This window comes from Streptomyces sp. JN8 (assembly GCF_055808075.1).
The window spans coordinates 2,383,112-2,409,653 of the sequence record NZ_CM147852.1 but is presented as its reverse complement, the minus strand read 5'-3'; the positions used below and the strand labels follow the sequence as shown (position 1 = coordinate 2,409,653).

General features: G+C 74.3%; 21 protein-coding genes. 13 read left to right on the top strand and 8 right to left on the bottom strand.

The genetic code is table 11. The features are described 5' to 3' along the window. The first annotated feature begins 109 nt into the window (after positions 1-109). The 4 genes from hemB to hemL are packed head-to-tail and all read left to right on the top strand — an operon-like array spanning position 110 to position 5,919. Positions 110-1,129, top strand: coding sequence for a porphobilinogen synthase (hemB, locus tag ACY0MR_RS10240; RefSeq protein WP_473560414.1), 1,020 nt, complete (start codon positions 110-112; stop codon positions 1,127-1,129). 4 nt (positions 1,130-1,133) lie between these two features. Then, complete coding sequence (gene hemA / locus ACY0MR_RS10235) at positions 1,134-2,561, top strand: glutamyl-tRNA reductase (protein ID WP_451060675.1); 1,428 nt, start codon at positions 1,134-1,136, stop codon at positions 2,559-2,561. Further along, positions 2,558-4,621, top strand: coding sequence for an acetate--CoA ligase family protein (locus tag ACY0MR_RS10230; protein WP_473560412.1), 2,064 nt, complete (start codon positions 2,558-2,560; stop codon positions 4,619-4,621). The genes hemA and ACY0MR_RS10230 overlap by 4 nt, the downstream gene beginning before the upstream one ends. Beyond that, entirely contained in the window at positions 4,618-5,919 is a 1,302-nt protein-coding gene (gene hemL, locus ACY0MR_RS10225) for a glutamate-1-semialdehyde 2,1-aminomutase (RefSeq protein ID WP_473560410.1), read from the top strand. Before ACY0MR_RS10230 ends, hemL begins: the two co-directional genes overlap by 4 nt. Positions 5,920-6,008: 89 nt before the next feature. Here hemL and ACY0MR_RS10220 read toward each other — a convergent pair whose 3' ends face one another. Continuing rightward, the gene (locus tag ACY0MR_RS10220) at positions 6,009-6,428 is read right to left on the bottom strand and encodes an organic hydroperoxide resistance protein (protein WP_361861371.1); all 420 of its coding nucleotides are present in this window, start codon (positions 6,426-6,428) and stop codon (positions 6,009-6,011) included. 212 nt (positions 6,429-6,640) lie between these two features. On the opposite strand from ACY0MR_RS10220, the gene ACY0MR_RS10215 reads away from it, so the two are divergent. Beyond that, positions 6,641-7,732 (top strand): CaiB/BaiF CoA transferase family protein, encoded by a 1,092-nt coding sequence (locus tag ACY0MR_RS10215; RefSeq protein ID WP_473560408.1) that lies wholly within the window; start codon positions 6,641-6,643, stop codon positions 7,730-7,732. A 99-nt stretch (positions 7,733-7,831) separates the two neighbouring features. Here ACY0MR_RS10215 and ACY0MR_RS10210 read toward each other — a convergent pair whose 3' ends face one another. The 3 genes from ACY0MR_RS10210 to ACY0MR_RS10200 all read right to left on the bottom strand — a co-directional run bounded on the left by ACY0MR_RS10210 (position 7,832) and on the right by ACY0MR_RS10200 (position 10,418). Next, the gene (locus ACY0MR_RS10210; protein WP_388806881.1) at positions 7,832-8,476 is read right to left on the bottom strand and encodes a response regulator transcription factor; all 645 of its coding nucleotides are present in this window, start codon (positions 8,474-8,476) and stop codon (positions 7,832-7,834) included. Further along, positions 8,467-9,666 (bottom strand): sensor histidine kinase, encoded by a 1,200-nt coding sequence (locus tag ACY0MR_RS10205; protein ID WP_473560405.1) that lies wholly within the window; start codon positions 9,664-9,666, stop codon positions 8,467-8,469. The genes ACY0MR_RS10210 and ACY0MR_RS10205 overlap by 10 nt, the downstream gene beginning before the upstream one ends. 80 nt (positions 9,667-9,746) lie before the next feature. Continuing rightward, positions 9,747-10,418 carry a DedA family protein gene (locus ACY0MR_RS10200; RefSeq protein ID WP_404081668.1) on the bottom strand — a complete coding sequence of 224 codons (672 nt, stop codon included), beginning with the start codon at positions 10,416-10,418 and terminating at the stop codon, positions 9,747-9,749. Between the two features lie 244 nt (positions 10,419-10,662). Between ACY0MR_RS10200 and miaB the strand changes: the two genes are divergently transcribed. Then, complete coding sequence (miaB, locus tag ACY0MR_RS10195; protein WP_361861386.1) at positions 10,663-12,192, top strand: tRNA (N6-isopentenyl adenosine(37)-C2)-methylthiotransferase MiaB; 1,530 nt, start codon at positions 10,663-10,665, stop codon at positions 12,190-12,192. A gap of 673 nt (positions 12,193-12,865) precedes the next feature. Continuing rightward, positions 12,866-13,594 (top strand): class III extradiol dioxygenase subunit B-like domain-containing protein, encoded by a 729-nt coding sequence (locus ACY0MR_RS10190; RefSeq protein ID WP_473560403.1) that lies wholly within the window; start codon positions 12,866-12,868, stop codon positions 13,592-13,594. A gap of 83 nt (positions 13,595-13,677) precedes the next feature. Here ACY0MR_RS10190 and ACY0MR_RS10185 read toward each other — a convergent pair whose 3' ends face one another. Together ACY0MR_RS10185 and ACY0MR_RS10180 are read right to left on the bottom strand one after the other, a co-directional pair. Further along, entirely contained in the window at positions 13,678-13,989 is a 312-nt protein-coding gene (locus ACY0MR_RS10185) for an antitoxin (RefSeq protein ID WP_388806873.1), read from the bottom strand. Positions 13,990-14,053: 64 nt separating this feature from the next. Next, on the bottom strand, positions 14,054-14,359 hold the full coding sequence (locus tag ACY0MR_RS10180) for a hypothetical protein (RefSeq protein WP_473560400.1): 306 nt from the start codon (positions 14,357-14,359) through the stop codon (positions 14,054-14,056). Between the two features lie 154 nt (positions 14,360-14,513). On the opposite strand from ACY0MR_RS10180, the gene miaA reads away from it, so the two are divergent. From miaA to hflX, 6 genes are all read left to right on the top strand, one after another. Then, complete coding sequence (gene miaA, locus ACY0MR_RS10175; RefSeq protein ID WP_473560399.1) at positions 14,514-15,452, top strand: tRNA (adenosine(37)-N6)-dimethylallyltransferase MiaA; 939 nt, start codon at positions 14,514-14,516, stop codon at positions 15,450-15,452. Between the two features lie 108 nt (positions 15,453-15,560). Then, positions 15,561-16,061, top strand: a complete 501-nt coding sequence (locus ACY0MR_RS10170; RefSeq protein ID WP_392209477.1) for a hypothetical protein — start codon at positions 15,561-15,563, stop codon at positions 16,059-16,061. 50 nt (positions 16,062-16,111) lie between these two features. Beyond that, entirely contained in the window at positions 16,112-16,990 is an 879-nt protein-coding gene (gene dapF / locus ACY0MR_RS10165) for a diaminopimelate epimerase (RefSeq protein ID WP_473560397.1), read from the top strand. Positions 16,991-17,191: 201 nt separating this feature from the next. Next, entirely contained in the window at positions 17,192-19,582 is a 2,391-nt protein-coding gene (locus tag ACY0MR_RS10160; protein WP_392865116.1) for a RelA/SpoT family protein, read from the top strand. Between the two features lie 651 nt (positions 19,583-20,233). Beyond that, positions 20,234-21,724 carry a M1 family metallopeptidase gene (locus tag ACY0MR_RS10155; protein WP_473560394.1) on the top strand — a complete coding sequence of 497 codons (1,491 nt, stop codon included), beginning with the start codon at positions 20,234-20,236 and terminating at the stop codon, positions 21,722-21,724. A gap of 160 nt (positions 21,725-21,884) precedes the next feature. Next, a complete protein-coding gene (gene hflX, locus ACY0MR_RS10150; RefSeq protein WP_361846457.1) occupies positions 21,885-23,378 on the top strand; it encodes a GTPase HflX in 1,494 nt (497 codons plus the stop codon). Positions 23,379-23,535: 157 nt separating this feature from the next. Here the strand turns inward: hflX and ACY0MR_RS10145 are convergent, their stop codons facing one another. Both ACY0MR_RS10145 and ACY0MR_RS10140 read right to left on the bottom strand, forming a co-directional pair. Beyond that, complete coding sequence (locus ACY0MR_RS10145) at positions 23,536-24,714, bottom strand: trypsin-like serine peptidase (RefSeq protein WP_473560392.1); 1,179 nt, start codon at positions 24,712-24,714, stop codon at positions 23,536-23,538. Between the two features lie 494 nt (positions 24,715-25,208). Further along, complete coding sequence (locus ACY0MR_RS10140) at positions 25,209-26,387, bottom strand: trypsin-like serine peptidase (RefSeq protein WP_361846454.1); 1,179 nt, start codon at positions 26,385-26,387, stop codon at positions 25,209-25,211. Positions 26,388-26,542: the final 155 nt, after the last annotated feature.

Sequence of the window (26,542 nt, the reverse complement as noted above, 5' to 3'; positions counted from 1 at the left end):
CCGCCCCCGCGCCCCCGCACACCCGCCGCGCGCCGTCCGCGCCCCGCACCCCGTCTCGGCACCCCGCTCCGCCTCCGCACGCCGCCACGCCCTCGAAGGAGTCCCGCTCATGACGTACGACGCCTACGGCCGCAACACCGCGGTCACCGACCCCGCCGCCCCTTATTACCGCCCCCGCCGGCTGCGCCGCACGCCCGCGCTGCGCCGGTTCGCCGCCGAGACGCGGGTCGGCCCCGCCAACCTCGTCCAGCCCCTCTTCCTCCGCGAGGGCCTCACCGAGGCCCGCGAGATCCCCTCCATGCCCGGCGTCCTCCAGCACACCCGTGACACGCTCCGCAAGGCCGCCGCCGAAGCGGTCGCCAACGGGGTCGGCGGACTCATCCTCTTCGGCATCCCCGAACACAAGGACCCCACCGGCACCGGCGCGGTCGACCCGGACGGCATCCTCCAGGTCGCCCTCCGCGACGTCGTCGCCGAGGTCGGGGACTCCTCCGTGATCATCGGCGACATCAACCTCGACGAGTACACCGACCACGGCCACACCGGGGTCCTGGACGCCAACGGCGACGTCGACAACGACGCCAGCATCGAGCTCTACGCGCAGGCCGCCGTCGTCCAGGCCGACGCGGGCGCCCAGATCGTCGCCCCCAGCGGCATGATGGACGGCCAGGTCCGCCGCATCCGCGAGGCGCTCGACCGGGCCGGCCACCAGTCCGTGGCCATCCTCGGCTACTCCGCCAAGTACGCCTCGCACTTCTACGGCCCCTTCCGGGACGCCGTCGAGTCCACCCTGCGCGGTGACCGCAAGGGCTACCAGCAGTTCCCCGGCAACATCCGCGAGTCCCTCCTGGAGGTCTCGCTCGACGTGGCCGAGGGCGCCGACCTCGTGATGGTGAAGCCCGCCCTCGCCTACCTCGACATCGTCCGGCTCATCGCCGACCACGTCCAGGTGCCCGTCGCCGCCTACCAGGTCTCCGGCGAGTACTCCATGGTCGAGGCGGCCGCCGCCAAGGGCTGGATCGACCGCGACCAGGTCGTCCGCGAGAGCCTGGCCTCCATCCACCGCGCGGGCGCCACGCAGATCATCACCTACTGGGCCTCCGAGTTCGCCCAGACGCTGGACCGGTGACCCGGTGAGCCCGTCCTCCACCATGCTGGTCCTCGGCATCAGCCATGCCAGCGCCCCGCTCGACCTCCTGGAGAGACTCGCCGGCACCGACCGGCCCGCCGAGGACCTCGTCTCCGACGCCACCTCGGTCGACGGCATCGACGCCGCCGTCGTCGTCTCCACCTGCAACCGCCTGGAGATCTACGCCGAGACCCGCGACGACACCACCGCCGCCGGGGGCGAGGGCCTCCCCGGCGGCCCCGGCGAACTGACCGGCCTCGGCCGGCTGTTCGCCGAGCACACCGGGGTCGACCACGCCGAGATCGCCCCGCACCTCTACAGTCACCGCGCCGACGGAGCCGTACGCCACCTGTTCGCCGTGGCCTCCGGACTCGAATCCGTCGTGGTCGGCGAGGACCAGATCCTCGGCCAGGTGAAACTGGGCCTCGAACGGTCCCAGCGGCTCGACCGCACCGGCCGGGTCCTCGCCAAGGCCGTCCAGACCGCCCTGCGGGTCGGCAAGCGCGCCCGCAACGAGACCGGACTCAACGAGGCGGGCCGCTCGCTCGCCACCGCCGGACTCGGCTTCTTCGAGCGCAGGGTCGGCTCCCTGCACGGCAAGACGGCCCTGGTCATCGGCGCCGGCGCGTTCGCCGGCGTCGTCGTCGCCGCCCTGCGCCGCTCCGGCCTCGACCGCGTCCACGTCGCCAACCGCACCCCGGAGAAGGCGCAGCGGCTCGCCGAGACCACCGGGGGGACCGGCTACGACCTCACGGACCTGCCCCGGCTGCTCACCGAGGTGGACGTGGTCGTCGGCGCCACCGCCGCGACCGGCCACCTGGTCACCGCAGAGGACGTCGAGGACGCGCTCGCCGCCCGCGACGGCCGCGAACTGTTCCTGCTCGACCTGTCCCTCCCGCACAACATCGCCCCCGGCGCGGCCGAGCTGCCGGGCGTCACCTTCGTCGACCTCCGCCGGATCGCGGAGGAGGGCCAGGAGGACGAGATCTCGGCGGCCAGCGTCCAGGCCGCCCACCAGCTGATCGACGCCGAGGTCGAGCAGTTCCGCACCGGTCTGCGGCTCGCGGGCGCCAAACCGGTCCTCACCGCGCTGCGGACCGCCGCCACCGAGGCCGCCGAGGCCGAACTCGACCGGCTGGCCCGCCGGCTGGACGGGTTCGACGGCATCGACGGCACGGTACGGCGGGAGATCGACCGCAGCGTACGGCGCATCGTCGACAAGGCCCTGCACCAGCCCACCGTCCTGGTGCGGGAGTTGGCGGCCGACCCGGACGGGGCCCGGCACATCGCCGCCTTCACCCGCCTCTTCGCGGCGGCGGAGGCCGAGGACGGCGCCCCACAGCAGGCACGGCACGCGCAGAGCGGCCCGAACGCCCCCGCGCAGAACGACCCGAACGCACCGAACGAGACGAAGATCGAGGCCATCGCATGAGTGACATCTCGGCTCTCTGGGAAGCCGAATCCATCGCCGTCATCGGGGCCAGCGAGCGCCCCGGCGCCCTGGGCCGCAAGCCGCTCGACTACCTCCTCCGGTACGGCTACAAGGGCCGCATCCTGCCGGTCAACCCGCGCTCCCCGGAGATCCTCGGCGTCCCCGCGTACCCCAGCGTGAAGGACGCCCCCGGACCCGTCGACCTGGCCCTGATCATGGTCTCCGCCGAGCGGGTGGCCGGCGCCGTCGACGACTGCGTCGCGGCCGGCGTGAAGCTCGCCGTCATCGCCTCGTCCGGCTTCGCCGAGACCGGCGAGGAGGGCGCCCGGCTCCAGGACGAGATCGTCGCCAAGGCCCGCGCCGGGGGCCTGCGGATCATCGGCCCGAACTGCATCGGCGCCGTCGGGTACGAGAACCGCGTCCTCGCCACCTTCAGCCCCCTCTTCGGCGCCGAGTCCGTGCCCTTCGAGCCCGGCACCCTCGCCTTCGTCAGCCAGAGCGGAGCCCTCGGCTTCGGGGCCGCGAGCCTCGCCCTGGAGCGGGGCCTGCGCCCCGGCTGGGTCGTCAGCACCGGCAACGACGCCGACGTCACCGCCCTGGAGGTCCTCCGCGAACTCGCCGCGGTACCCGAGGTCACCGGTCTCCTGGGCTACCTGGAGGACACCCCGGACATCGGGACCCTGCGCGAACTGGCAGGCTCAGGCAAGCCCGTCGCCCTGCTCAAGTCGGGCCGTACCGAGGCCGGCGGGCGGGCCGCCGCCTCGCACACCGGCGCCCTCGCGACCGACGACCGCGTCCTGGACGCGGCCCTGCGCGGACTCGGCATCGTCCGCGTCGACGACATCGACGAACTCCTCGACGTGGCACGGGTCTTCGAGTCCGACCGGCGCCCCACCGGCAACCGTGTCGCCGTCGTCACCACCTCCGGCGGCTCCGGCATCCTCGCCGCCGACGCCGTCGAGGCCCACGGCCTGGAGCTCAGCGCCCTGGAACCGCGCAGCAAGGAGGCGCTCGCCGAGATCGTCCCCGCCTTCGGCGCCATCGACAACCCCGTCGACATCACGGCCACCGTCCTCAGCGACCCCTCGCTCTTCGACCGCTCCCTCGACGTGCTGATCGCCGACGACACCGTCGACATCATCGTCGCCGCCTTCTGCGTGATGGCCGGACCCGACGTGGAGAAGGCCGTCAACGCCCTCTCGCGGGCCGCCGAGAAGGGCGGCAAGCCCATCCTCGTCGCCCGCACCGGCGCCGACTTCCTCGCCCCCGACGCCCCGCGCGACCTGCGCGAGGCCGGGCTCCCCGAGTACCCGACGCCGGCCCGCGCCCTGCGCGCCGCCGCCGCCCTCTGGGAGGTCAGCCGCCCCCGTACGCTGCCGGACGCCCCGCGCCCGGGGACCGTGCCAGGCCCCGGGGCCGGGGCCACCGAACCCGAGCTGAAGCGGCTCCTCGCCGAAGCCGGGATCACCGTGCCGAAGGGCCGGATCGCCGAGGACGCCGAGGACGCGGTACGGGCCGTCGCCGAGGTCGGCGGTACGGCGGTGCTCAAGGCCGTCGTCCCCGGCCTGCTCCACAAGACGGAGGCCGGGGGAGTGGAGATCGGCGTCACCGCCGCCACCGCACCCGAGGTCCACGCCCGCCTCGCCGCACTCGGCGGTGAGGTCCTCGTCGAGGAACTGGTCGACCCGGCGGGGGAGGGCGTCGAGCTGATCGTCGGCGTCCACACCACCGACCTGGGACCGGTCCTCACCGCGGGACTCGGCGGCATCTTCACCGAGGTCCTGGACGACGTCGGCCACCGGCTCCTGCCCCTCGCCCCCGGCGAGGGGGCCGCCCTCCTCTCCGGACTGCGCGGAGCGCGCATACTCGGCGGGGCGCGGGGGCGGGCCGCGGTGGACGTCGAGGCCGCCGCCGACCTGCTCCACAAGGTCGGCGAGCTCGTCCAGGACTGGCCCGCCGGCTTCGCCCTGGACCTCAACCCGGTCCGGGTCCTCCCGCGGGGCGCCGTCGTCCTCGACGCCGCCCTCGGCCACACCGTCTCCGAGGAGGCCGGGCGATGAGCGGCGCCGGTAACGCGAGCAGAGCACTCTTCGAGCGGGCCCGCCGGGTCACCCCCGGCGGCGTCAACTCCCCGGTCCGGGCCTTCGGGGCCGTCGGCGGCACCCCGCCCTTCATGGCCTCGGCCCAGGGCCCGTACCTCACCGACGCCGACGGCAACGAGTACGTCGACCTCATCTGCTCCTGGGGCCCGATGATCCTCGGCCACCGGCACCCGGCCGTCGTCGAGGCGGTCACCGGTGCCCTGGCGCGCGGCACCTCCTTCGGCGCGCCCTCCACCGGGGAGGTCGAGCTCGTCGAGGAGATCGTCGAGCGGGTCGCCCCCGTCGAGCAGGTCCGCCTGGTCAGCTCGGGCACCGAGGCGACGATGTCGGCGATCCGGCTCGCCCGCGGCTTCACCGGGCGCGGGAAGATCGTGAAGTTCGCCGGCTGCTACCACGGCCACGTGGACGCGCTGCTCGCCTCGGCCGGCTCCGGCCTCGCCACCTTCGCCCTCCCCGACACACCGGGCGTCACCGGCGCCCAGGCGAGCGACACGATCGTCCTGCCGTACAACGACCTGGCCGCCGTCGAGAAGGTCTTCGCGGAGATCGGCGACGAGATCGCCGCCGTCATCACCGAGGCCGCGCCCGGGAACATGGGCGCCGTGCCGCCGCTGCCCGGCTTCAACGCGGGCCTGAAGGAGATCACCGCACGCCACGGGGCGCTGCTCGTCTCCGACGAGGTGATGACCGGCTTCCGAGCCAGCCGCTCCGGCTGGTACGGCCGCGACGGGGTCGCCCCCGACCTGCTGACCTTCGGCAAGGTCATGGGCGGCGGGTTCCCGGCGGCGGCCTTCGGCGGCCGCGCCGACGTGATGGCGCACCTGGCCCCGGCCGGACCCGTCTACCAGGCGGGCACCCTCTCGGGGAACCCGGTCGCCACCGCCGCCGGCCTCGCCACCCTCCGGCACAGCACCGCCGAGGTGTACGAGCGGCTCGACGAGGTCTCGTCGACACTCGGCCGGGAGGTCTCCGCGGCCCTCACGAAGGAGGGCGTGGCCCACCGGGTCCAGTACTCCGGCACGATGTTCTCGGTGTTCTTCACCGAGGACGAGGTCGTCGAATTCGACGGGGTCCGCGCCACCGAGTCGTACCGGTACACGCCGTTCTTCCACGAACTGCTGCGCCGGGGCGTCTATCTGCCGCCCTCGCCGTTCGAGGCCTGGTTCGTCTCGGCCTCGCACGACGACCGGGCGGTGGGCCGGGTGGTCGAGGCGCTGCCCGCGGCGGCCGCGGCGGCCGCCGCGGCGACCCCCTGATCCCAGGACGGGGCCGCCGCCGACCCGCGAAGGACGAGGAAATCCCCCGTGGCACGACCACGGGGGATTTCCCTGCGTTTCCGGGCGGATCACACGGCGGCGATATCCACCCGCACCTCGACATTGCCCCGGACGGCCTTCGAGTAGGGGCAGCGCGCGTGCGCCGCGTCCGCCAGCCGGCGGGCCTCGGCGGCGTCGATTCCGGGGAGTTCGACGGTGAGGACCACCGACAGGTGGAATCCGCTCTCCTCCTTGTGGAGCCCCACCGCGGCGACGACCGTGTCCTCGGTCAGCGCGACCTTGGACTCGCGCGCGGAGACCCGCAGCGCGCTGTGGAAGCAGGCGGCGTAGCCCGCGGCGAAGAGCTGCTCGGGATTGCTGGCGGTGCCGGACCCTCCCACGGCCTTCGGGCTGGTGAGGGGAAGGTCGAGCAGCCCGTCGGAGGAGCGCACGGCGCCGTTGCGCCCGTCTCCGGTGGAGGTGACCTCTGCGGTGTAGACGACGGCCATTCTTCATGCCTTTCGACATCAGGGATTCCGATATTCGGGGAATCCTGGAATCCGGGAATCGGTAAGGGGGCGGGGCATCGGGGAACGGAGAAATTCACTCCAGTCTCCGGGGCGGCGGAATGCCGGGCGCTACGGATCTCCGCAGTCCCTCGCGACCCCCCTCGCCCTAGCGTGGAACGCGTCACCGACGCAGCGAAACAGAGGAGTTGGCCATGGCCGGACCGCTGACCGGAGTACGCGTACTGGAGTTCGCGGGCTCGGCACCCACCGCGTTCGTCGGCACCGTCCTGTCCGGCCTCGGCGCCGACGTCGTCCGCGTCGACCGGGCGCCCGCCCGGACCGCCGGCCCCGACGAGCCGCGCCCGGCGGAGAACCCGCTCTCCCGCGGCCGCCGTTCGGTCGCCCTCGACCTCAAGAGCCCCGAGGGCGTCGAGCAGGCCCTGTCGCTCGCCGAGCACGCGGACATCCTGGTCGAGGGGTTCCGCCCCGGTGTCGCGGACCGGCTCGGCATCGGACCGGAGGCGGCCCTCGCCCGCAACCCGCGCCTGGTGTACGGACGGGTCAGCGGCTGGGGCCAGCAGGGCGAATGGGCCGGCCGGGCCGCCCACGACCTGGCCGTCCTCGCCCTGACGGGGGCCCTGGACACCGATCCGGCCACCGGCGACCCGCTGCCGCCGCCGACCGCGTACCTCTCCAGCTTCGCCGGCGGCGCCAACGCCCATGTGCAGGCGCTGCTCGCCGCGCTCCACGAGCGGGAGCGCTCCGGCCGCGGGCAGGTCGTCGACACCGCGCTCGCGGACGGCGCCGCCCTGATCTCCACGCTGATCCACCAGTGGCGCCAGGTCCCCGGCAACCACACGGTCACCGACGCCCCGCACTACTCGCTCTACCGGGCCGCCGACGGCCGCCACCTCGCGGTCGCCGCCATCGAGCCCCGGCTCTACCAGAACCTCCTGGAGCAGCTGGGCCTCGACGGGGCCGACGGCCTCCCGGACCGCGCGGACCCCGAGGCCTGGCCCGCGCTGCGCGCGCTGATCGCGGCCCGATTCGCGAGCCGCGACCGCGAGCACTGGGTGAAGCTCTTCGACGCCGTGGACGCCGGAGTGGCCCCGGTCCTCACGGCCGAGGAGGCCGCGGCCCACCACCAACTCGCCGTCCGCCGGGCCTTCGTGGCCGTCGGCGACGCCGCCGACCTCCAGCCCGCCCCGCCGTCCCGCTTCGACCGCACCCCCACCGGGACCCCGGACCGCGCGCCCCTCCCCGGCGAGCACACCGAGGAGGTCCTCGCCGAATGGCGGGCCTGAGCGCCGCCCCGCGGTCCCGCCGCCGCCCCGCCCGCCCGGCCGTCACCCGCCGGGCGCGCAGTGGGCCGCGTGGGCCGCGTGGGCCGTGGGACCGCCCCGCTACGACCGGAGATACCGCAGGACCGCGAGGATCCGGCGGCTGTAGCCGGTCGTGCGGGGCAGCTCCAGCTTGTCGAAGACGGCGTTGAGGTTCTTCTCCACCGCGCTCAGCGAGAGGTGCAGCTTCTGCGCGATGGCCGCGTTGGTGTGCCCCTCCGCGAGGGCCTCCAGCACCGTCCGCTCCCGGGGCGTCAGCCGCGCGATCGGATCCCCGTGGGTGGTCCGGACGACCAGCCGCCGTACGACCTCCGGGTCGATCGCGGCGCCGCCCGCGTGGATCCGCTCCAAGGCGTCGAGGAACTCCTCGACCTGCGCCACCCGGTCCTTGAGGAGGTAGCCGACCCGTTCGGCGCCGGCCGCCAGGAGCTCGGCCGCGTAGTGCCGCTCGACGTACTGGGAGAGCACGAGCACGGCCACCTCCGGCAGGCGCTCGCGGATCTCGACGGCCGCCCGCAGCCCCTCGTCCGTATGGGTCGGGGGCATCCGGATGTCGACGACGACGGCGTCCGGCCGCCGCTCCTCGACCTCCTTGAGGAGCGTCGTCGCGTCGCCCAGGGCCGCCAGCACCTCGTGGCCCTCCTCGGTGAGCAGCCTGACCAGGCCCTCCCGCAGCAGGGTCGAGTCCTCGGCGAGGATCAGGCGCACGGCAGCTCCGCGGTGATGGTGGTCGGTCCCCCGAGGGGGCTGTGGATGTGCAGCACGCCGTCGAGCGCGGCCACCCGGCTGCGCAGTCCCGTCAGCCCGCCGCCGTTCGCGTCGGCGCCGCCCGTCCCGTCGTCCTCGACGCGGACGGTGAGCCCCGCCCGGTCCCGCACCACCGCCACCTGGACCACCGTGGCCGAGGAGTGCTTCACCGCGTTCGTCACGGACTCCGACACCACGAAGTAGGCGGCTGTCTCCACCGGCCGCGGCAGCGGCGCGGACACGTCGAAACGGATCCGCAGCGGGATGCCGCTGCGCTCGGCGACCCCGCCGAGCGCCTCTTCGAGCCCGAGGCCGTCCAGCGCCGACGGGTACACCCGCCAGGCCACCTCGCGCAGTTCGGTCAGCAGGCTCCGGGACTCCTCGTGCGCCTGGAGCAGCAGCGCGTCGGCCGGCTCCGGGTGGCGGCCCCGGCGCGCCCGCCCGATGAGCATGCCGAGCGCCACCAGACGCTGCTGCACCCCGTCGTGGAGATCGCGCTCGATGCGCCGCCGCTCGGCGTCCACGGCCTCGACGACGGCGGCCCGGCTGGCGGCGAGTTCGTCGATGCGGCGCCGCAGCAGCTCCCGCTCGGAGGGGCCGAGGCACGCCCGCGCGGAGCGCGCGTCCAGCGCGGCCAGCGAGAACAGCCCCTGGACGTCGAGGAAGAGGAGCACACCGCCGAGCAGGAGCTGGGTGAGCAGATCGGCCCAGCCGAGCGAGCCCCGGACGAAGCCGTACGCCAGGACCCCGGCCAGGACGACGCCGAGGACGAGCAGGGCGAGCACCACCGCGCAGAGCAGCCCCGCACTGCTGCGGACGGCCAGGTAGCGCAGGATCCTCCGGTCCGGGACCCGGTGGTGCTCGGGGAAGAGGTCGCCGAAGAAGACCGTGCGGCGGAGCCGTTCCACGGTGACCAGCCGCCGGGCGCCGGCCGTGAGGAGCCCGAGGGCGCCGGTGCGGGTGCGCGGCCACAGCAGGAAGGGGCCGAGGACCGCACCCGCGAGGAGCAGGTGGAGGGCGCCGAACAGCGCGGTGACGCAGCCGAGGAGGGTCCCGAGCGCGCGGCGCGGCCAGGACGGCACGGCCGTGCGGGCGGCGTCCCCGCCGCTCCCCCCGACCGCCGTCGTCCCCGGATCCCCGTCCCCGCGCACGGGGCCCGACCCTAAGGCGCCCGTGCCGCCCGGACAAGATCGCCGGGACGGCACCGCACCGGCGGGGCCGGCCCCCGGTGTCACCGGGAGCGCCGGTGACCGGCGGTCCTGCCGCGTCCGCGGAGCCGCACGACCGCGTAGACGGCGACGGCGACGACGACCAGGACGAGCACCGCCTTCGACAGGAAGCCCACGTACACCTCCACGAGGTCCCAGCGGTCGCCCAGCCAGTAGCCGGCCAGGACGAGCACGCTGTTCCACACGAGGCTGCCCGCGGTGGTGAGCAGGACGAAGAGCGGCAGCGGCATGCGTTCGACACCGGCGGGCACCGAGATCAGACTCCGGAAGATCGGCACCATCCTGCCGAGGAGCACGGCCTTGGTGCCGTGCCGGGCGAACCACTCCTCCGTGCGGACCAGGTCCGAGGCCTTCACCAGGGGCAGCTTCCCCCAGAGCGCGTGCATCCGCTCCCGGCCGAAGAGCACCCCGAGTCCGTAGAGCGCCACCGCGCCGACGACCGAGCCGAGCGTGGTCCAGAACAGCGCCGAGGCCAGGCTGAGCACCCCCTGGCCGGCCGCGAAGCCGGTCAGCGGGAGGATCACCTCGCTGGGCAGCGGCGGGAAGAGGTTCTCCAGGGCGATGGCGAGACCGGCTCCCGGCCCGCCCAGGGTGTCGACGAGGTCGATGGCCCAGCCCGCGACGCCGTCGACGGGCTGCCGGGCGTTCGCCAGGGGTATCGGGTCGAGGTGCACGAGAGAGGTCTCCTAGGGGCGGGGAGGGGGCGGGGCCGGCGGGCCCGCGCTCGTCCCTCCGAACCTAGGATCCATGTGCCCGGCCCCGGTACGGGGATTCCCGCCCGCCCGGGTGAGGTTTCCCGCACCACCCGTCCCGCGGGAACCCGCGGGACCCGGGGGGCGCGGAACCGAGGCCCCGCCCCGGGCCCCCGCCCCACCGGCCCGGCCGGAGGCCCTCCGGGAACCGCCTACCCTTGGACGCATGACGAGCAGCAGCGACCGGAGCACCGCAGTGAGCGTTGACGGCACGAAGACCTATGAGATCCGCACCTACGGGTGCCAGATGAACGTCCACGACTCCGAGCGGCTCTCCGGTCTGCTGGAGGAGGCGGGCTACGTCCAGGCCCCCAAGGGCTCCGACGGGGACGCCGACGTCGTCGTCTTCAACACCTGCGCCGTCCGCGAGAACGCCGACAACAAGCTGTACGGCAACCTCGGCCGCCTCGCCCCGCGGAAGACCACGCGCCCCGGCATGCAGATCGCCGTCGGCGGCTGCCTCGCCCAGAAGGACCGCGACACCATCGTCGAGAAGGCCCCCTGGGTCGACGTGGTCTTCGGCACGCACAACATCGGCAAGCTGCCCGTCCTCCTGGAGCGCGCCCGCGTGCAGGAGGAGGCGCAGATCGAGATCGCCGAGTCGCTGGAGGCCTTCCCCTCGACGCTGCCGACCCGCCGCGAGTCCGCGTACGCCGCCTGGGTCTCGATCTCGGTCGGCTGCAACAACACCTGCACCTTCTGCATCGTGCCCGCCCTGCGCGGCAAAGAGGAGGACCGCCGCCCCGGCGACATCCTCGCCGAGATCGAGGCTCTGGTCGCCGAGGGCGTCTCCGAGATCACCCTGCTCGGCCAGAACGTGAACGCCTACGGCTCCGACCTCGGCGACCGCGAGGCCTTCTCCAAGCTGCTGCGCGCCTGCGGACAGATCGAGGGCCTGGAGCGGGTCCGCTTCACCTCGCCGCACCCGCGCGACTTCACCGACGACGTCATCGCCGCGATGGCCGAGACGCCGAACGTCATGCCGCAGCTGCACATGCCGATGCAGTCCGGCTCGGACGCGATCCTCCGGGCGATGCGCCGCTCGTACCGGCAGGAGCGTTTCCTCGGAATCATCGAGAAGGTCCGCGCGGCGATCCCGCACGCCGCCATCTCCACCGACATCATCGTGGGCTTCCCCGGCGAGACCGAGGAGGACTTCGAGCAGACGATGCACGCCGTCCGCGAGGCCCGCTTCGCGAACGCCTTCACCTTCCAGTACTCCAAGCGCCCCGGGACCCCGGCCGCCGACATGGAGGGCCAGATCCCCAAGGAGGTCGTGCAGGAGCGCTACATGCGGCTCGTCGCCCTCCAGGAGGAGATCTCCTGGGAGGAGAACAAGAAGCAGGTCGGCCGCACCCTGGAGGTCATGGTCGCCGAGGGCGAGGGCCGCAAGGACGGCGCCACGGACCGCCTCTCGGGCCGCGCCCCCGACAACCGGCTCGTCCACTTCACCAAGCCCGACGAGGACGTCCGCCCCGGTGACGTCGTGACCGTCGAGATCACCTACGCCGCCCCGCACCACCTGCTCGCCGAGGGACCCGTCACGGCGGTGCGCCGCACCCGCGCCGGCGACGCCTGGGAGAAGCGCAGCACCGCGGCGGCCGCGAAGCCGGCGGGCGTCCTGCTGGGCCTCCCGAAGATCGGCGTCCCGGCCCCCCTCCCGGCAGCCGAGGCCCCGGCCTGCGGGAGCCACTGACACGACGAGACGCGGCCGGGGCCCCTCCGCGGCACGGGCCCGAGCACCCGCCGGCCCGTCTGCTGGGGCGCGGCAGGGCGTCCGGCGTAGGCCTGCGGCCGGACATCCGCCGTGTAGGGGTCCGGGAGTGCGGCGTGCAGCGGTTCGGGTGTCCGGCGTGCGGGCGGCCGGGCGTGCGCCGTGTAGCGGTTCGGGCGTCCGGCGTGCGGGCGGCCCGGGCCCCCGCCGTGAGCCCGCCGCCGGGCGTCCGCCGCGGGCCGCCCGCGTGAGCGCTCTACGGCCACCGGGCCGGACCTCCGACTCCGGCCCGGCCCGGTCCGGTGCCGGCCCGGTCCGGCGGCTCCACGGGGCCTGCCCGGCAAGCAGCCCATGTCCCGCTCCCTGTCCGCCCCCGTCGGTCGTCTGCGGAGCGCCAGACCGTCCGGGGCCCGCGGCCGGGCGTGCGCGGTGGGCCCGTCCGCGTGAGCGGTCCACGGAGTCGGGTCGGGCCTCCGACTCGGGCCTCGGTCCAGTGCCGGCCCGGGCCGCGGGCTCGGCTCTTCGGCGTCTGGCCCGGCCTCTGCCCGGCAAGCCGCCCGGTGTCCCGCCCCCGGTCCTGCCCGTCCGTCGTGGGCGGCGCGTCAGGCCGTGCGGGGGCCCGGCCTCGCCGGGCGGGCGCAGTAGGCTGCCGATCATGCTTGTCGCCGCCGCCGTCTGCCCCTGCCCGCCGCTCCTCGTCCCCGAGGTCGCGACCGGCGCCGCCCCCGAGCTGGACGCCGCACGGGCGGCCTGTACGGACGCGGTCGGGCTGCTCGCCGCGGCGCGCCCCGACCGGCTGTACGTGATCGGACCGGCAGAGGAGGGCGCCCACGGCGTCTTCCCGGCGGGCTCGACCGGCTCCTTCGCGGGCTTCGGCGTCGACCTCTCCGTACGGCTCGGCGACGCCCCGCCGGCCGGGGGAGCCGCCGACGGCGCCGACCGGCCCCTGCCCGGCTCCCTCGCCGTCGGCGCCTGGCTCCTCGGCCGGACCGCCTGGGCCGACGCGCCGGTCGAGGGCCTGGGCGTCGAGCCGGGGGCGACCCCGGACGTCTGCGCCGGCATCGGCCGCGGCCTCGCCGACTCGGCCGACCGGGTCGCCCTCCTGGTGCTCGGCGACGGGAGCGCCTGCCGGACCGTGAAGGCCCCCGGCTATCTCGACGAGCGTGCCGAGGGCTTCGACGCGGAGGCCGCCCGCGCCCTGGGCGCCGCCGACGCCGCCGCGCTGCTGGCGCTGGAGCCGGAGCTCGCGTACGAGCTGAAGGCGGCCGGCCGCGCTCCCTGGCAGGTCCTCGCGGGAGCCGCCGAGAACGCGGGCCTGGACGGCCGACTGCTCTTCGAGGACGCGCCGTACGGCGTGGGGTACTTCGTCGCCGCCTGGTCCTGAGGTCCCGCCACCGGGGCGCACGGAAACGGCGGACGGCCGCGGAGCGAGGTGCTCCGCGGCCGTCCGCCGTGGGGGAGGGGCCGTCAGGCGGCCGGCGGGGGCGTCGGGCCGCCGCTGCCGGGCGGGGGCGTCGGGCCGCCGCTGCCGGGCGCGGGCGGCGTCGTGCCGTCGCCGGGGGCGCCGCCGTCCTTGTGACCGATCCGGTCCAGCGCGTCCTTGGCCTTGTCCGTACCGGAATGGATCTTGTCGCTGTACTTGCCCTTGGTCTTCTCGTCCACCAGCTTCGCGGCCTTGTCGATGCCGTGGTCGATCTTGCCGCCGTGCTGCTGCGCGAGATCGGCGACCTTGTCCTTGGCCGGGCCGAGCTTTGCCTTCAGCGAATCCAGGAGACCCATGGGGCACCTTCCCTCCGTGGACCCCCGAGGAGTCCTCGTTCCGATTCCTGCCTGCGTGTCCTGCCTACGCGCGGGCGCCTTCGCCGGCCCCGTTGTCCGCGGCGGCCTCGACCGACTGCTGCTTCGGGATCTCCACGACGTCCGCGGCGGTCGCGCCGTCCTCCACGCCGCCGTCCGCATCGGCGGTCCCGTCCGCCGGGACGGCGTCCAGCTCCGCCTTCGCGGTGGCCTCCGCCGCCGCGACCCCGGACTCCGCCCCGGAGGCGGCCTCCGTGCCGTCGCCGTCGCCGTCCGCGGTCGGAGCGACGACCCCGGTCTCCGTCTCCTCCGACGGGACCGCGGCCGGATCCTTCTTCTTGCGGCGAAACATCGAAAAAACGCCCATATTCACTCCATAGCGTACTCGGATGGGAGGGATTCCGTGATGATCGACAGCCGGAACCTCGCAACAGGCAACGAAGGCGACCGGGGGCCGTCACGTAGCTCGTTCGGGGACGGGCCGTGAGGTTTGCGAGACTGGTGCGGTGAGAAGCGCAGCTCCCGCCCCGCGGGTCATCGCCGTCGTCGGCCCCACGGCAGCCGGAAAGTCCGATCTGGGTGTATTCCTGGCCCAGGAGCTCGGGGGCGAGGTCGTCAACGCGGACTCCATGCAGCTCTACCGCGGGATGGACATCGGGACCGCCAAGCTGACGCCGGAGGAGCGCGGCGGCGTCCCCCACCACCTCCTCGACATCTGGGACGTGACCGAGGCCGCCAGCGTCGCCGAGTACCAGCGGCTCGCCCGTGCCGAGATCGACCGCCTGCTCGCCGCCGGCCGCACCCCCGTCCTCGTCGGCGGCTCGGGCCTGTACGTACGGGGCGCCGTCGACGCCCTCGAGTTCCCCGGCACCGACCCCGCCGTCCGGGCCCGGCTGGAGGCCGAACTGGAGGAGCGCGGCTCCGGCGTCCTGCACGCCCGGCTCGCCGAGGCCGACCCCGAGGCGGCCCGCGCGATCCTGCCCAGCAACGGCCGCCGGATCGTCCGCGCCCTCGAGGTGATCGAGATCACCGGCAAGCCCTTCACCGCCAACCTGCCGGGACCCGACTCCGTCTACGACACCGTCCAGATCGGCGTCGACGTGGGCCGCCCCGAACTCGACGAGCGGATCACCACCCGGGTGGACCGGATGTGGGAGGCCGGCCTGGTCGACGAGGTGCGCGGCCTGGAGGCCGTCGGCCTGCGCGAGGGGCGCACCGCGGCCCGCGCCCTGGGCTACCAGCAGGTGCTCGCCGCGCTCGCGGGGGAGTGCACCGAGGACGAGGCGCGCACCGAGACCGTGCGCGCCACCAAGCGCTTCGCCCGCCGCCAGGACTCGTGGTTCCGCCGGGACCCCCGGGTCCACTGGCTCAGCGGAGCCGCCGAGCACCGGGGGGAACTCCCGGGGCAGGCGCTCTCGTTGGTCGAACGAGCGGTTACAGCCTGATCACGTGATGGCATCGGGACGCCCTGCCCGTCATTCCGGCGGTCAGGAGCGTGCCATCATCGAGCATCGATCGACCAAGTGAAGTCCGAGTGGGGAGGGCGCGTGGCGATGGAGGCCGGCCCTCGCGACAGAGAACAGCACGAATCGGCGCTCGGCGACCCGACGGGTGACATCCCGGGCCGTCCGACCGGCGACCTGCCCGTCGGTGCCCCCGGGCTGACCCCGGACGGCCCCGACGACGCCGTCGGCACCTCCGTCGAGGTGGACGCCGACGAGGTCGAGGTCGAGCTGCGGCCGCAGCGCCGGCTGCGCATCTGGCAGCTCGCCCCGATCGTGGGCCTGGCCGCCGTCGGCTCCCTGATGTTCGCGTTCCCGCTCGCCTTCGGCTCGGGCGACGGCGGCGCCGTCCTCGCCATGCTCGGTCTCCTCATCAGCTTCTGCGCGGCCGGCTGGGGCATGATGGCCGCCCGCAAGGTCGGCTACACCTGGCCGGGCCTGCCGCCGCGCGGCTCGGGCGAGCGGCCCGACTGGCGATACCTCGCGCTCTACGTGACAACGATCGCAGCCCTGATCGCCCTCGCGGTCTGGCGCGTCGCCCGCCTGCGCTGACCGCCGGGCGACCAGGCGGTCCGTCAGAGCGACCCCGTACAGTTGATCTCGTGACCAGCACGCAGACCGCACCGCGCCCGCCCCTCCGGTTCCTCAAGGGCCACGGCACCGAGAACGACTTCGTGATCGTCCCCGACGCGGAGAACGCCGTGGACCTTCCCCCGGCCCTCGTCGCGCGCCTCTGCGACCGTCGGGCCGGCATCGGCGCCGACGGAGTGCTGCACGTCGTGCGGAGCGCCGCCCACCCCGAGGCGCGGCACATGGCCGACGAGGCCGAGTGGTTCATGGACTACCGGAACGCCGACGGCTCGGTCGCCGAGATGTGCGGCAACGGAGTCCGGGTCTTCGCCCGCTACCTGGAGCACGCCGGGCACGTCACCGCCGGCGAGGTCGCCGTCGCCACCCGCGGCGGGGTCAAGCGCGTCCACCTCGACAAGGACGGATCCGTGACCGTCGCCATGGGGCGCGCGCTGCTCCCCAAGGCCGGCGTCACCGTGACCGTCGACGGCCGCAGCTGGCCCGCGCGCAACGTGAACATGGGCAACCCGCACGCGGTCGCCTTCGTCGACGACCTCGACCACGCGGGCACCCTCTACACGGAGCCGCCCTACGCGCCGGCCGCCGTCTACCCGGACGGCGTGAACATCGAGTTCGTCGCCGACCGCGGCCCCCGGCACGTCGCGATGCGGGTCCACGAGCGCGGCGCCTCGGAGACCCGCTCCTGCGGCACGGGCGCCTGCGCCGTCGCCGTCGCCACCGCCCGCCGCGACGGCGCGGACCCGGCGGTCAGCGGCACCCCCGTCACGTACACCGTCGACGTGCTCGGCGGCACGCTCCTCATCACCGAGCACCCCGACGGGCAGATCGACATGACGGGCCCCGCCGTGATCGTCGCCGAGGGCACCGTCGACCCCGCCTGGCTCGGCTGAGCCCGCGCGCCCCGGCGCGGGAATCGAAGGAAGCGGCGAAATCGAAACAGTCAACGACTGATCTGTCGCTCGAATGGGTGATCCGATTCACGCTGAGCGAGAGGGCGACTGCGCCACGTGGTGGGCTCGGTAGCATCAAGCACCGGCCCCCCGGGCACGCCTGGCCCGCCCACCGCCGGTCGACGTTGCCGGAGGTGCCCCATGAGCGCAGAGGCCACCAACCCTGTGAGCGCGGCGGACGCCGCCGTCACCGATGCGACCGCCCGCAGACGCGGACGCTCCCGAATCGACCTGCGCCGGATCGGCCGCGCCGCCCTGCTCGGCGCCACGGCCGGACCGGCCCCCCGCGACCGGCTGCCCGACGCGATCAGTCACGTCGCCGAGGCGCACCGGGCCCACCACCCCGAGGCCGACCTCACGGTGCTGCGCCGGGCGTACGTCCTCGCGGAGTCCTCGCACCGCGGCCAGTTCCGCAAGAGCGGCGAGCCGTACATCACCCATCCGCTCGCGGTCACCCTGATCCTCGCCGAGCTCGGCGCCGAGACCACCACCCTGACCGCCTCGCTCCTCCACGACACCGTGGAGGACACCGATGTGACGCTCGATCAGGTGCGCCGGGAGTTCGGCGAGGAGGTCGCGTACCTCGTCGACGGCGTCACCAAGGTGGAGAAGATCGACTACGGGGCCGCCGCCGAACCCGAGACCTTCCGCAAGATGCTCGTCGCCACCGGCAACGACGTACGGGTCATGTCGATCAAGCTCGCCGACCGGCTCCACAACATGCGCACGCTCGGGGTGATGCGGCCCGAGAAACAGGCCAGGATCGCCAAGGTCACCCGGGACGTCCTCATCCCGCTGGCCGAACGGCTCGGGGTCCAGGCCCTCAAGACCGAGCTGGAGGACCTGGTCTTCGCGATCCTCCACCCCGAGGAGTACGAGGCCACCCGCGCGCTCATCGCCGACAACCCGCACGCCGGCGACGCCCTCGACGCCGTCGCCGCGCAGGTCTCGGCGGTCCTGCGCGAGGCGGACATCGGCGCCGAAGTCCTCGTCCGGCCGCGGCACTTCGTCTCCGTCCACCGCGTCCGCCTCAAGCGCGGCGAGCTCCGCGGCTGCGACTTCGGCCGGCTCCTCGTCCTGGTCGCCGAGGACGCCGACTGCTACGCGGTCCTCGGCGAGCTCCACACCTGCTTCACGCCGGTGATCTCCGAGTTCAAGGACTTCATCGCGGCCCCGAAGTTCAACCTGTACCAGTCCCTCCACACCGCCGTCGCGGCCCCGGACGGCGCCGTCGCCGAGGTCCTGATCCGCACCCACCGGATGCACACGGTCGCGGAGGCGGGCGTCGTCGCCCTCGGCAACCCGCACGTGGGCCAGGAGACCGCCGGACAGCCGGACGCCGCCCCGGACGGCGAGCCCTCCGCCGCCCCCACGGCGACCACCGGACGACCGGGCACCCCCACCGCGCGGGGCGCCGCCCCGCGGGACACGCGTACGCGGGACGCCGACGCCCAGGGCCCCGAGCCTCGGTCCGGAGCCGCCCCCGCGGGAGCATCCGCGGCCGCCTCGCCGGCCTCGCCCTCCGCTTCCACCTCCTCCGTCGCGCCCGAAGCTGCCGACGCGACGGCCGCCGAGGACGGCGAGCGCGTCGACCCCACCCGGCCCGGCTGGCTCTCCCGGCTCCTCGACTGGCAGCAGGCCGCCCCGGACCCCGACACCTTCTGGACCTCGCTCCGCGCCGACCTCGCCGAGGACGACGAGATCACCGTCTTCCGCGCCGACGGCAGCGGCCCCGGCACCATCAGCCTCCCCGCCGGCGCCAGCTGCGTCGACGCCGCGTACGCGCAGCACGGCGAAGCCGCCCACGCCTGTCACGGCGCGCGCGTCAACGGACGCCTCGCACCCCTCGGCACCGTCCTGCGCGACGGGGACACCGTCCAGCTGCTGCTCGCCCAGGACACCGTCTCCGGGCCGTCCCCCGAGTGGCTGGACCACGCCCGCACCCCCGCGGCCCGCATCGCGATCACCGGCTGGCTCCGCGCCCACCCGGAGACCACCGCACCGCCCGTCGCCGCGACCGGCCCCCGCCCGCCGTCCGGGGTCACCGCCGACCACCGCTCCGGCGCGGAGCTCCACGCCGACCTGGAGGGCGAGCCCCGCGCCTCCGCCCGCCCGGCCGGCTGCTGCACCCCCGTACCCCCGGACAAGATCACCGGATTCCGGGTCCGCGGCGGATCCGTCACCGTCCACCGGAGCGGCTGCGCCGCCGTCGACACCATGCGCCGGCTCGGCCGCGAACCCGTCGCCGTCCGCTGGGGCGACACCGCCCAGGGCCGGGTCACCCTCGTCGCGGAGTCCTTCGGACGGCCGGGTCTCCTCGCCGACCTCACCGAGGCCATCGCCGTCGCCGGGGCCGCCGTCGTCTCCGCGACCGTCGAACCGCCCAGCGAGCAGCGGGTCCGCCACACGTACACCCTCCACCTGCCCGACGTCGCCCGGCTCGCCGCCCTCATGCGGGCCATGCGGGACGTGCCCGGCGTCTACGACGTGAGCCGCGCCCGACACCGCTCCCCGGAACCGCGCCGGGCCTGACCGGGCGGGCGAGACGGCGGATCGGGGCCTGACCGGGACCGGGACCGGGCGCTGTCGCCGGACGGCTGGACGGCCGGTTGGAGAGTCGGTCGGCCGGTCAGAGGGTTGGGCGGCCACACGGTCGGAGGGCCTGACGGACGGAGGGCCTGACGGACGGAGGGTCGGCCGTCCGACGGCCGGCGGAAGAGGGCCCTCGGCGCCCCGCGGCCCGCACACTGTCCGGTCGATCGGCGGACGAGCGCCCCGACGGCCCGCACGCCGTACCCCTGCCGGGCCTCGTCGGCACGCCCCGCCCCGGGCGGGCGTCCGCCGGGGCCCGGCTCGCCGCAGGACGACGGCCTCCGGCCCGGTCCGCCACAGGACGACGGCGTCCGCCCCGGCCCGGCCCGCCACAGGCCGACGGCGTCCGCCCCGGTCCGGCCAGCAACATGACGGCGGTGTCCGCCAAGGTGCGTCCCGCCCTGACCCCGACGGCGTCCGCCCTCGCCCGGCCCGCCACATGACGGCGGCGTCCGCGCCCGGCCCGCCACAGGCCGACGGCGTCCGCCGGGGGACGCCCGTGCCCCCTTCGAGTGGCGGGCGAGCGCGTCGCCCCGGGGAGCGGGCGCGGCCCTGGTAGCCGTAGGGCAGTCCTCCGGAAAGGCCTGGCCCATGCCGCTCGTCCGAACGCCCCTGCCCCGCGCGCGATGGCTCCGCTCCGCCGTCCTGGTCGCCGCCTCGGCCGGTCTCGTCGCCGCCGCGCTGCCCGCCCCGGAGCCGCTCGGCATCGGGGACCCGCTCTTCCCCCACCTCGGCAATCCCGGCTACGACGTCCTCGCGTACACCGTCGACCTCACCTACCCCGGGGTCAACACCGCGCCGCTGGCCGCCGTGACCCGGATCGACGCCCTCGCCACCGACGACCTGGACCGGCTCAACCTCGACTTCACCCACGGCACCGTCTCCGCCGTCACCGTCGACGGACTCGCCGCCACCTACGCCGCCGCCGGCGAGGACCTCGTCGTCACCCCCGCCGTCCCGATCGACGAGGGCGAGTCGGTCACGATCACCGTGACGCACACCAGCGACCCCGGCGGCCCCGCCGACACCGGCGGCTGGGTCCGGACGAGCGACGGCCTCGCCATGGCCAACCAGGCCGACGCCGCCCACCGGGTCTTCCCGTCCAACGACCACCCCTCGGACAAGGCGTACTTCACCTTCCGCGTCACCGCCCCCAGCGGCCTCACCGCCGTCGCCAACGGCCTGCCCGCCGGCCGCGTCACCCGCGGGGACACCACGACCTGGACGTACCGCACCGCCCACCCGATGGCCACCGAGCTCGCCCAGGTGTCCATCGGCCGCTCCACGGTCGTGCACCGGGCGGGCCCGCACGGCCTGCCCGTCCGGGACGTGGTGCGCACCGCCGACCGGGAGCTCCTGGAGCCCTGGCTCCGCAGGACCCCCGGCCACCTGGAGTGGATGGAGCGGCAGGTCGGCCCGTACCCCTTCGAGACGTACGGGGTGCTCGTCGCCGACGCCACCACGGGCTTCGAGCTGGAGACCCAGACCCTGTCGCTCTTCGAGCGCCGCCTCTTCACCGAGCCCGGTTACCCCGAGTGGTACGTCGACTCCGTGATGGTGCACGAGCTGGCCCACCAGTGGTTCGGCGACAGCGTCTCGCCGCGCACCTGGTCCGACCTCTGGCTCAACGAGGGGCACGCCAGCTGGTACGAGGCGCTGTACGCGGAGGAGACCGCGGGCAGGTCCCTGGAGCGGCGCATGAAGGCCGCCTACGCCGCCTCCGACGGCTGGCGGGCCGCCAGCGGGCCCCCGGCCGCCCCCGAACCCCCCTCGCCCGGCCACAAGATCAGCCTCTTCCGGCCCGTCGTCTACGACGGCAGCGCCCTCGTCCTCTACGCGCTCCGCCAGGAGATCGGCACCGAGGCCTTCCGGCGCGTGGAGCGGCGCTGGGTCGCCGACCACCGCGACGGCACCGCCACCACGGCCGACTTCGTCGCCCTGGCCGGCGAGATCGCCGGACGCGACCTCACCGCCTTCTTCCGGGGCTGGCTGTACGAGGCGAAGACCCCGGCCATGCCCGGCCACCCGGACTGGCGCAGCCGCCCCGCCGGGACCGCGCGGACCGCCCCGAAACCCGGATGACGGGCCGCGCCGGGGCGTGTCACCATCGTCAGGTCGGCGACGCGGCCGACGGCCCGGGAATCATCCCGTGCCCTCACGCGTTGTGACGGCATAAGACTCATCGCTCCACGGCTCCGCCGACCCCGGCGCCGGCCGTGCGGGCACTCGACGTAAGGATCCAATGACCTCCTCTTCTTCCCCTTCCCAGGACGAGCAGAGCTTCGCGGAGACGAGCCGTACCGAGAGCCTTCGGGCCGATGCCCTGATGGAAGAGGACGTCGCCTGGAGCCACGAGATCGACGGAGAGCGGGACGGCGACCAGTTCGACCGCTCCGAGCGCGCGGCCCTGCGCCGTGTCGTGGGACTCTCCACCGAGCTCGAGGACGTCACCGAGGTCGAGTACCGCCAGCTGCGCCTCGAGCGCGTCGTGCTGGTCGGTGTCTGGACCTCCGGGACCGTCCAGGACGCGGAGAACTCCCTCGCGGAACTCGCGGCCCTCGCCGAGACGGCGGGCGCCCTCGTACTCGACGGCGTGATCCAGCGCCGCGACAAGCCCGACCCGGCCACCTTCATCGGCTCCGGCAAGGCGCGCGAACTGCGCGACATCGTGGTCGAGACCGGCGCCGACACCGTCGTCTGCGACGGCGAGCTCAGCCCCGGCCAGCTCATCGCCCTCGAAGACGTCGTCAAGGTCAAGGTGGTCGACCGGACCGCCCTGATCCTCGACATCTTCGCCCAGCACGCCAAGTCCCGAGAGGGCAAGGCGCAGGTCGCGCTCGCGCAGATGCAGTACATGCTGCCGCGCCTGCGCGGCTGGGGTCAGTCGCTCTCCCGTCAGATGGGCGGCGGCGGCGGTGGCGGCATGGCCACCCGCGGTCCCGGTGAGACCAAGATCGAGACCGACCGGCGCCGCATCCGCGAGAAGATGGCGAAGATGCGCCGGGAGATCGCGGAGATGAAGACCGGCCGCGACATCAAGCGGCAGGAGCGGCGCCGGAACAAGGTGCCGTCGGTCGCCATCGCCGGGTACACCAACGCCGGCAAGTCGTCCCTGCTCAACCGCCTCACCGGCGCGGGCGTGCTCGTGGAGAACGCACTGTTCGCCACCCTCGACCCGACGGTCCGCCGGGCCGAGACGCCCACCGGCCGGGTCTACACCCTGGCCGACACGGTCGGCTTCGTCCGGCACCTGCCGCACCACCTCGTCGAGGCGTTCCGCTCCACCATGGAGGAGGTCGGCGACTCCGACCTCATCCTGCACGTGGTGGACGGCTCGCACCCGGCGCCGGAGGAGCAGCTGGCCGCCGTGCGCGAGGTCTTCCGTGACGTCGGCGCGGTGAAGGTGCCGGAGATCGTCGTCATCAACAAGGCGGACGCCGCGGACCCGCTGGTGCTCCAGCGCCTGCTGCGGACGGAGAAGCACTCCATCGTGGTCTCGGCCCGCTCGGGTCAGGGCATGCAGGAGCTGCTCGCCCTGATCGACTCCGAGCTGCCCCGCCCGCAGGTCGAGCTCGAAGCCCTCGTGCCGTACACGCAGGGCGGTCTCGTCTCGCGGGTGCACGCCGAGGGCGAGGTCGAGTCCGAGGAGCACACCCCGGAGGGGACCCTGCTCAAGGCCCGGGTGCACGAGGAACTGGCGGCGATGCTCGCGCCGTACGTCCCGGCGGCGCACTGACCGAGTGACGCCGAAGGCGCCGGCCTCCTCCCGAGAGGGAGGGGACCGGCGCCTTCTGCTTTCGCCTTCTGTCTTCTCTGTTCAGCCTTCGGCCGTCCGGCCGTTCCGCCGCGCTGTCAGCGACCGGCGGGACGACGCGGGGCGCCGGTGGGACGGGTCAGCGGGCGTACTTCTTGCTGACCATGTCGTGCGCCGCCTTGGCGCCCCGGCCCAGCTGCGGGCCCGCGAGCCAGCCGTTGCGGCCGGCCGGGCCGATCGAGGTGTTCGACACGAGCGCGGTCTTGCCGTTCGGCATGACGCGGAACCAGCCGCCGCCCGACGACCCCGCGGTCATCGTGCAGCCGATCCGGTACATGACCGGGGTGGCGGGCGCCGTCGTCATGCGGGTCGCGCGGTCCACGCACTTGTGCATGATCACGCCGTTGTACGGGGCGGCCTGCGGGTAGCCCCAGGCGCCGATCGTGCCGGCCTGGGCGGGCGCGGGAGCGGAGAAGTCGACCGGCAGCGCGGCCCCGACGGTCTCCTCCAGGGACTTGCTGCCTCGCTGCGGCTTCACGTGCAGGACGGCGTAGTCGTACGGCCAGGCCTGGTTGGTCCCGCCGGAGTTGATCCACTCGCCCGAGGTGACCGCCCAGTCGGCCCAGTACTGGCCGTACGGGTAGACCTCGTGCGGCTGCGCGTTGTTGAGCGCGGTGGGGGACTTGCCCAGGTCGTTGAAGGCCGGGACGAAGGTGATGTTGCGGTACCAGCCGCCCTTCTTGCCCGCGTGGACGCAGTGGCCCGCCGTCCAGACCAGGTTGGACCTACCGGGCCGCCGCGGGTCCTTCACGATGGTGCCTGAGCAGACCATGTGGCCCTGCGGCGAGTCGAAGAAGATCTTCCCGACCGGGGCCGCGTTGCGGTGGTACGGGGTCTTCTCGCGCTGGGCCCGGACGGGCCGGGGCGTCGGGTCGGTGCCGCCGCCCGCGGCCTGCGCGGTGATCGTGGGGTCCGGGCTCTTCGCGGACTGCATCCGCGCCGGGTCCCAGAGCCCGTCGATGACCGGGTTGACGAAGTCCTCGGCCTCACGCAGCCAGGTGTTCGTGTCCCAGTTCTTCCATTCGCCGTCCTTCCACTTCTCCAGGTCGACGCCGCGCTTCTTCAGCTTGTCGGCGAGGTCCTTGGTGAGGCCGGCGTCACCGTCCCCGGTGCCCGCGTCGGTGGCCGGCGCGGAACTGCTCGCTCCGGCGGCGGGCTTGTCGGCCGCCGGTGTCTCGGTCGGGCCGCAGGCCGTGGCGGTCAGCGCGAGCGCGGTGACCAGGCCGAGGGCGGCGGGCAGGAGTCGTACGGAACGCATGTGGTGAATTCCCCCTGAGATGATTCCCGCGTCCGGGGAACGGCCTCGATGCGGGCGCGCTCCCGTCCTGGCATTGCCATGGACGCGTCACTTGCGGTGCACAGTATGCCGGTCGGGCCCACGGCCGGACGAAGGCCCGGCGAAGGGCCGGACCGAAGCCCGGCGAAGGGCAGGCCGGAGACTCGGCGGAGAGCCCGGCCGAAGCCCGGCAGCGGTTCCCGTGCGCGCGGCACGGAGACGGTTCCCGTACGCGGCAAGACGACCGGTCCGGTACGCGGTACGGCGACCGGGTCCGGTACGCGGTACGGCGACCGGGTCCGGTACGCGGTACGGCGACCGGTCCCGCGTTCAGTCGAGCGACGAGTAGTCCCCCTTGCTCGGACCGGCGACGGGTCTCCCGTGCTCACCCGGGTGCGGGCGATGTGGGCGGCGCGGGCGATGTGGGCGGTCATGGGGGAGGCGGAGCCCAGGCCCCGCCCCCTCCCGTCGGGCGCCTACTGCCCGGCGTACTTCTTACTGACGTCCTCGAAGATGCTCTTGGCCTCGGCGCCCAGACGCGGACCCGCGAGCCAACCGGCCGACGACGGGCCGATCGAGGTGTTCGACACCAGCGCCGGCTTGCCGTCGGCACCCTTGGCGACCCAGCCGCCACCGGACGAACCACCGGTCATCGAGCAGCCGATGCGGTACATCGTCGGCTGCTCCGCCTTCAGGGACAGCCGGCCCGGCTTGTCCGCGCACTGGAACATCCGCTGGCCGTCGTACGGCGCCGCCGCCGGGTAGCCGGTCGCCGTCATGCTCGCGATCTTCGGCACCGCGGGCGCGTTGAACTCGACCGGAAGCGCCGAACCGACGGTCTCCTCGAGCGACTTGCCCGTGCCGCCCTTCTCCGGGGTCACCTTGATGACCGCGAAGTCGTACGGAGCCCCCGCGCCACCGGTGGACGCGCCCTCGGCGATCCACTCGTCGGAGGTCTTGACCCAGTCCGCCCACCACACGCCGTACGGCGCGATCTGCTCCCGCGTCGCCTGCTCGAGAGCGGAGGTCGACAGCGCCGAGTCGTTGTACGAGGGGACGAAGGCGATGTTGCGGTACCAGCCGCCCTTCTTGCCCTTGTGCACGCAGTGGCCGGCCGTCCACACCATGTTGGACTTGCCGGGGTGCGCCGGGTCCTGCACGACCGTGGCCGAGCAGACCATCGAGCCCTCGGGGCCGTCGAAGAAGACCTTGCCGGACTCCGGCGCGTTGGCGTGGTACTTCGCGTCCACGGCCCTCGCCCGCACGACGGCCGGCGTCGGGTCCGTCACGCCCTCGTCGCCCGAGATGTCCTCCTCCTCGACCGGCTTGTCGGGGCGCTCGGCGTCCCGCATGCGGTCCGGGTCCCAGAGGCCCTCGATGATCGGGTTGACGAAGTCCTTGGCCTCACGCAGCCACTTGTCGCGGTCCCAGTTCTTCCACTCGCCGTCCCGCCACCTGTCGACGTCGATCCCGTGCTCCTTCAGGCGCTCCTTCAGGTCCGCCGGAATCTTGATCTTGTCGGCCGGGCTCTGGGCGGTCGCGGGCGCACTGGGCTTGTCTCCCGCGTTGTCCTCGCTCGGTCCGCAGGCCGTAACGGTGAGCGTCAGCGCCGCGACGGCGGATGCCGCCGTCAGCAGCGGACGAATCGATCGCATCTCGTGATCCCCCTGGGACTACGTCAACTGGTGCATGGACAGCGGCCCTGCCCGTACGGGCGACGGCCGACGGCCCCCACTATGCCGGTGCCGGAGGGGACGGTACGCGGCCGGTCGCCGGTTCCGGTCGTCGTTCCGTCGTTGTCGTCCCGTGA

Coding starts and splice junctions, on each gene's coding strand:
- hemB (WP_473560414.1), top strand. CDS start 110: ATGACGTACGACGCCTACGGCCGCAACACCGCGGTCACCGACCCCGCC.
- ACY0MR_RS10230 (WP_473560412.1), top strand. CDS start 2,558: ATGAGTGACATCTCGGCTCTCTGGGAAGCCGAATCCATCGCCGTCATC.
- hemL (WP_473560410.1), top strand. CDS start 4,618: ATGAGCGGCGCCGGTAACGCGAGCAGAGCACTCTTCGAGCGGGCCCGC.
- ACY0MR_RS10220 (WP_361861371.1), bottom strand. CDS start 6,428: ATGGCCGTCGTCTACACCGCAGAGGTCACCTCCACCGGAGACGGGCGC.
- ACY0MR_RS10215 (WP_473560408.1), top strand. CDS start 6,641: ATGGCCGGACCGCTGACCGGAGTACGCGTACTGGAGTTCGCGGGCTCG.
- miaB (WP_361861386.1), top strand. CDS start 10,663: ATGACGAGCAGCAGCGACCGGAGCACCGCAGTGAGCGTTGACGGCACG.
- ACY0MR_RS10190 (WP_473560403.1), top strand. CDS start 12,866: ATGCTTGTCGCCGCCGCCGTCTGCCCCTGCCCGCCGCTCCTCGTCCCC.
- ACY0MR_RS10185 (WP_388806873.1), bottom strand. CDS start 13,989: ATGGGTCTCCTGGATTCGCTGAAGGCAAAGCTCGGCCCGGCCAAGGAC.
- ACY0MR_RS10180 (WP_473560400.1), bottom strand. CDS start 14,359: ATGTTTCGCCGCAAGAAGAAGGATCCGGCCGCGGTCCCGTCGGAGGAG.
- ACY0MR_RS10170 (WP_392209477.1), top strand. CDS start 15,561: ATGGAGGCCGGCCCTCGCGACAGAGAACAGCACGAATCGGCGCTCGGC.
- ACY0MR_RS10160 (WP_392865116.1), top strand. CDS start 17,192: ATGAGCGCAGAGGCCACCAACCCTGTGAGCGCGGCGGACGCCGCCGTC.
- ACY0MR_RS10155 (WP_473560394.1), top strand. CDS start 20,234: ATGCCGCTCGTCCGAACGCCCCTGCCCCGCGCGCGATGGCTCCGCTCC.
- hflX (WP_361846457.1), top strand. CDS start 21,885: ATGACCTCCTCTTCTTCCCCTTCCCAGGACGAGCAGAGCTTCGCGGAG.
- ACY0MR_RS10145 (WP_473560392.1), bottom strand. CDS start 24,714: ATGCGTTCCGTACGACTCCTGCCCGCCGCCCTCGGCCTGGTCACCGCG.
- ACY0MR_RS10140 (WP_361846454.1), bottom strand. CDS start 26,387: ATGCGATCGATTCGTCCGCTGCTGACGGCGGCATCCGCCGTCGCGGCG.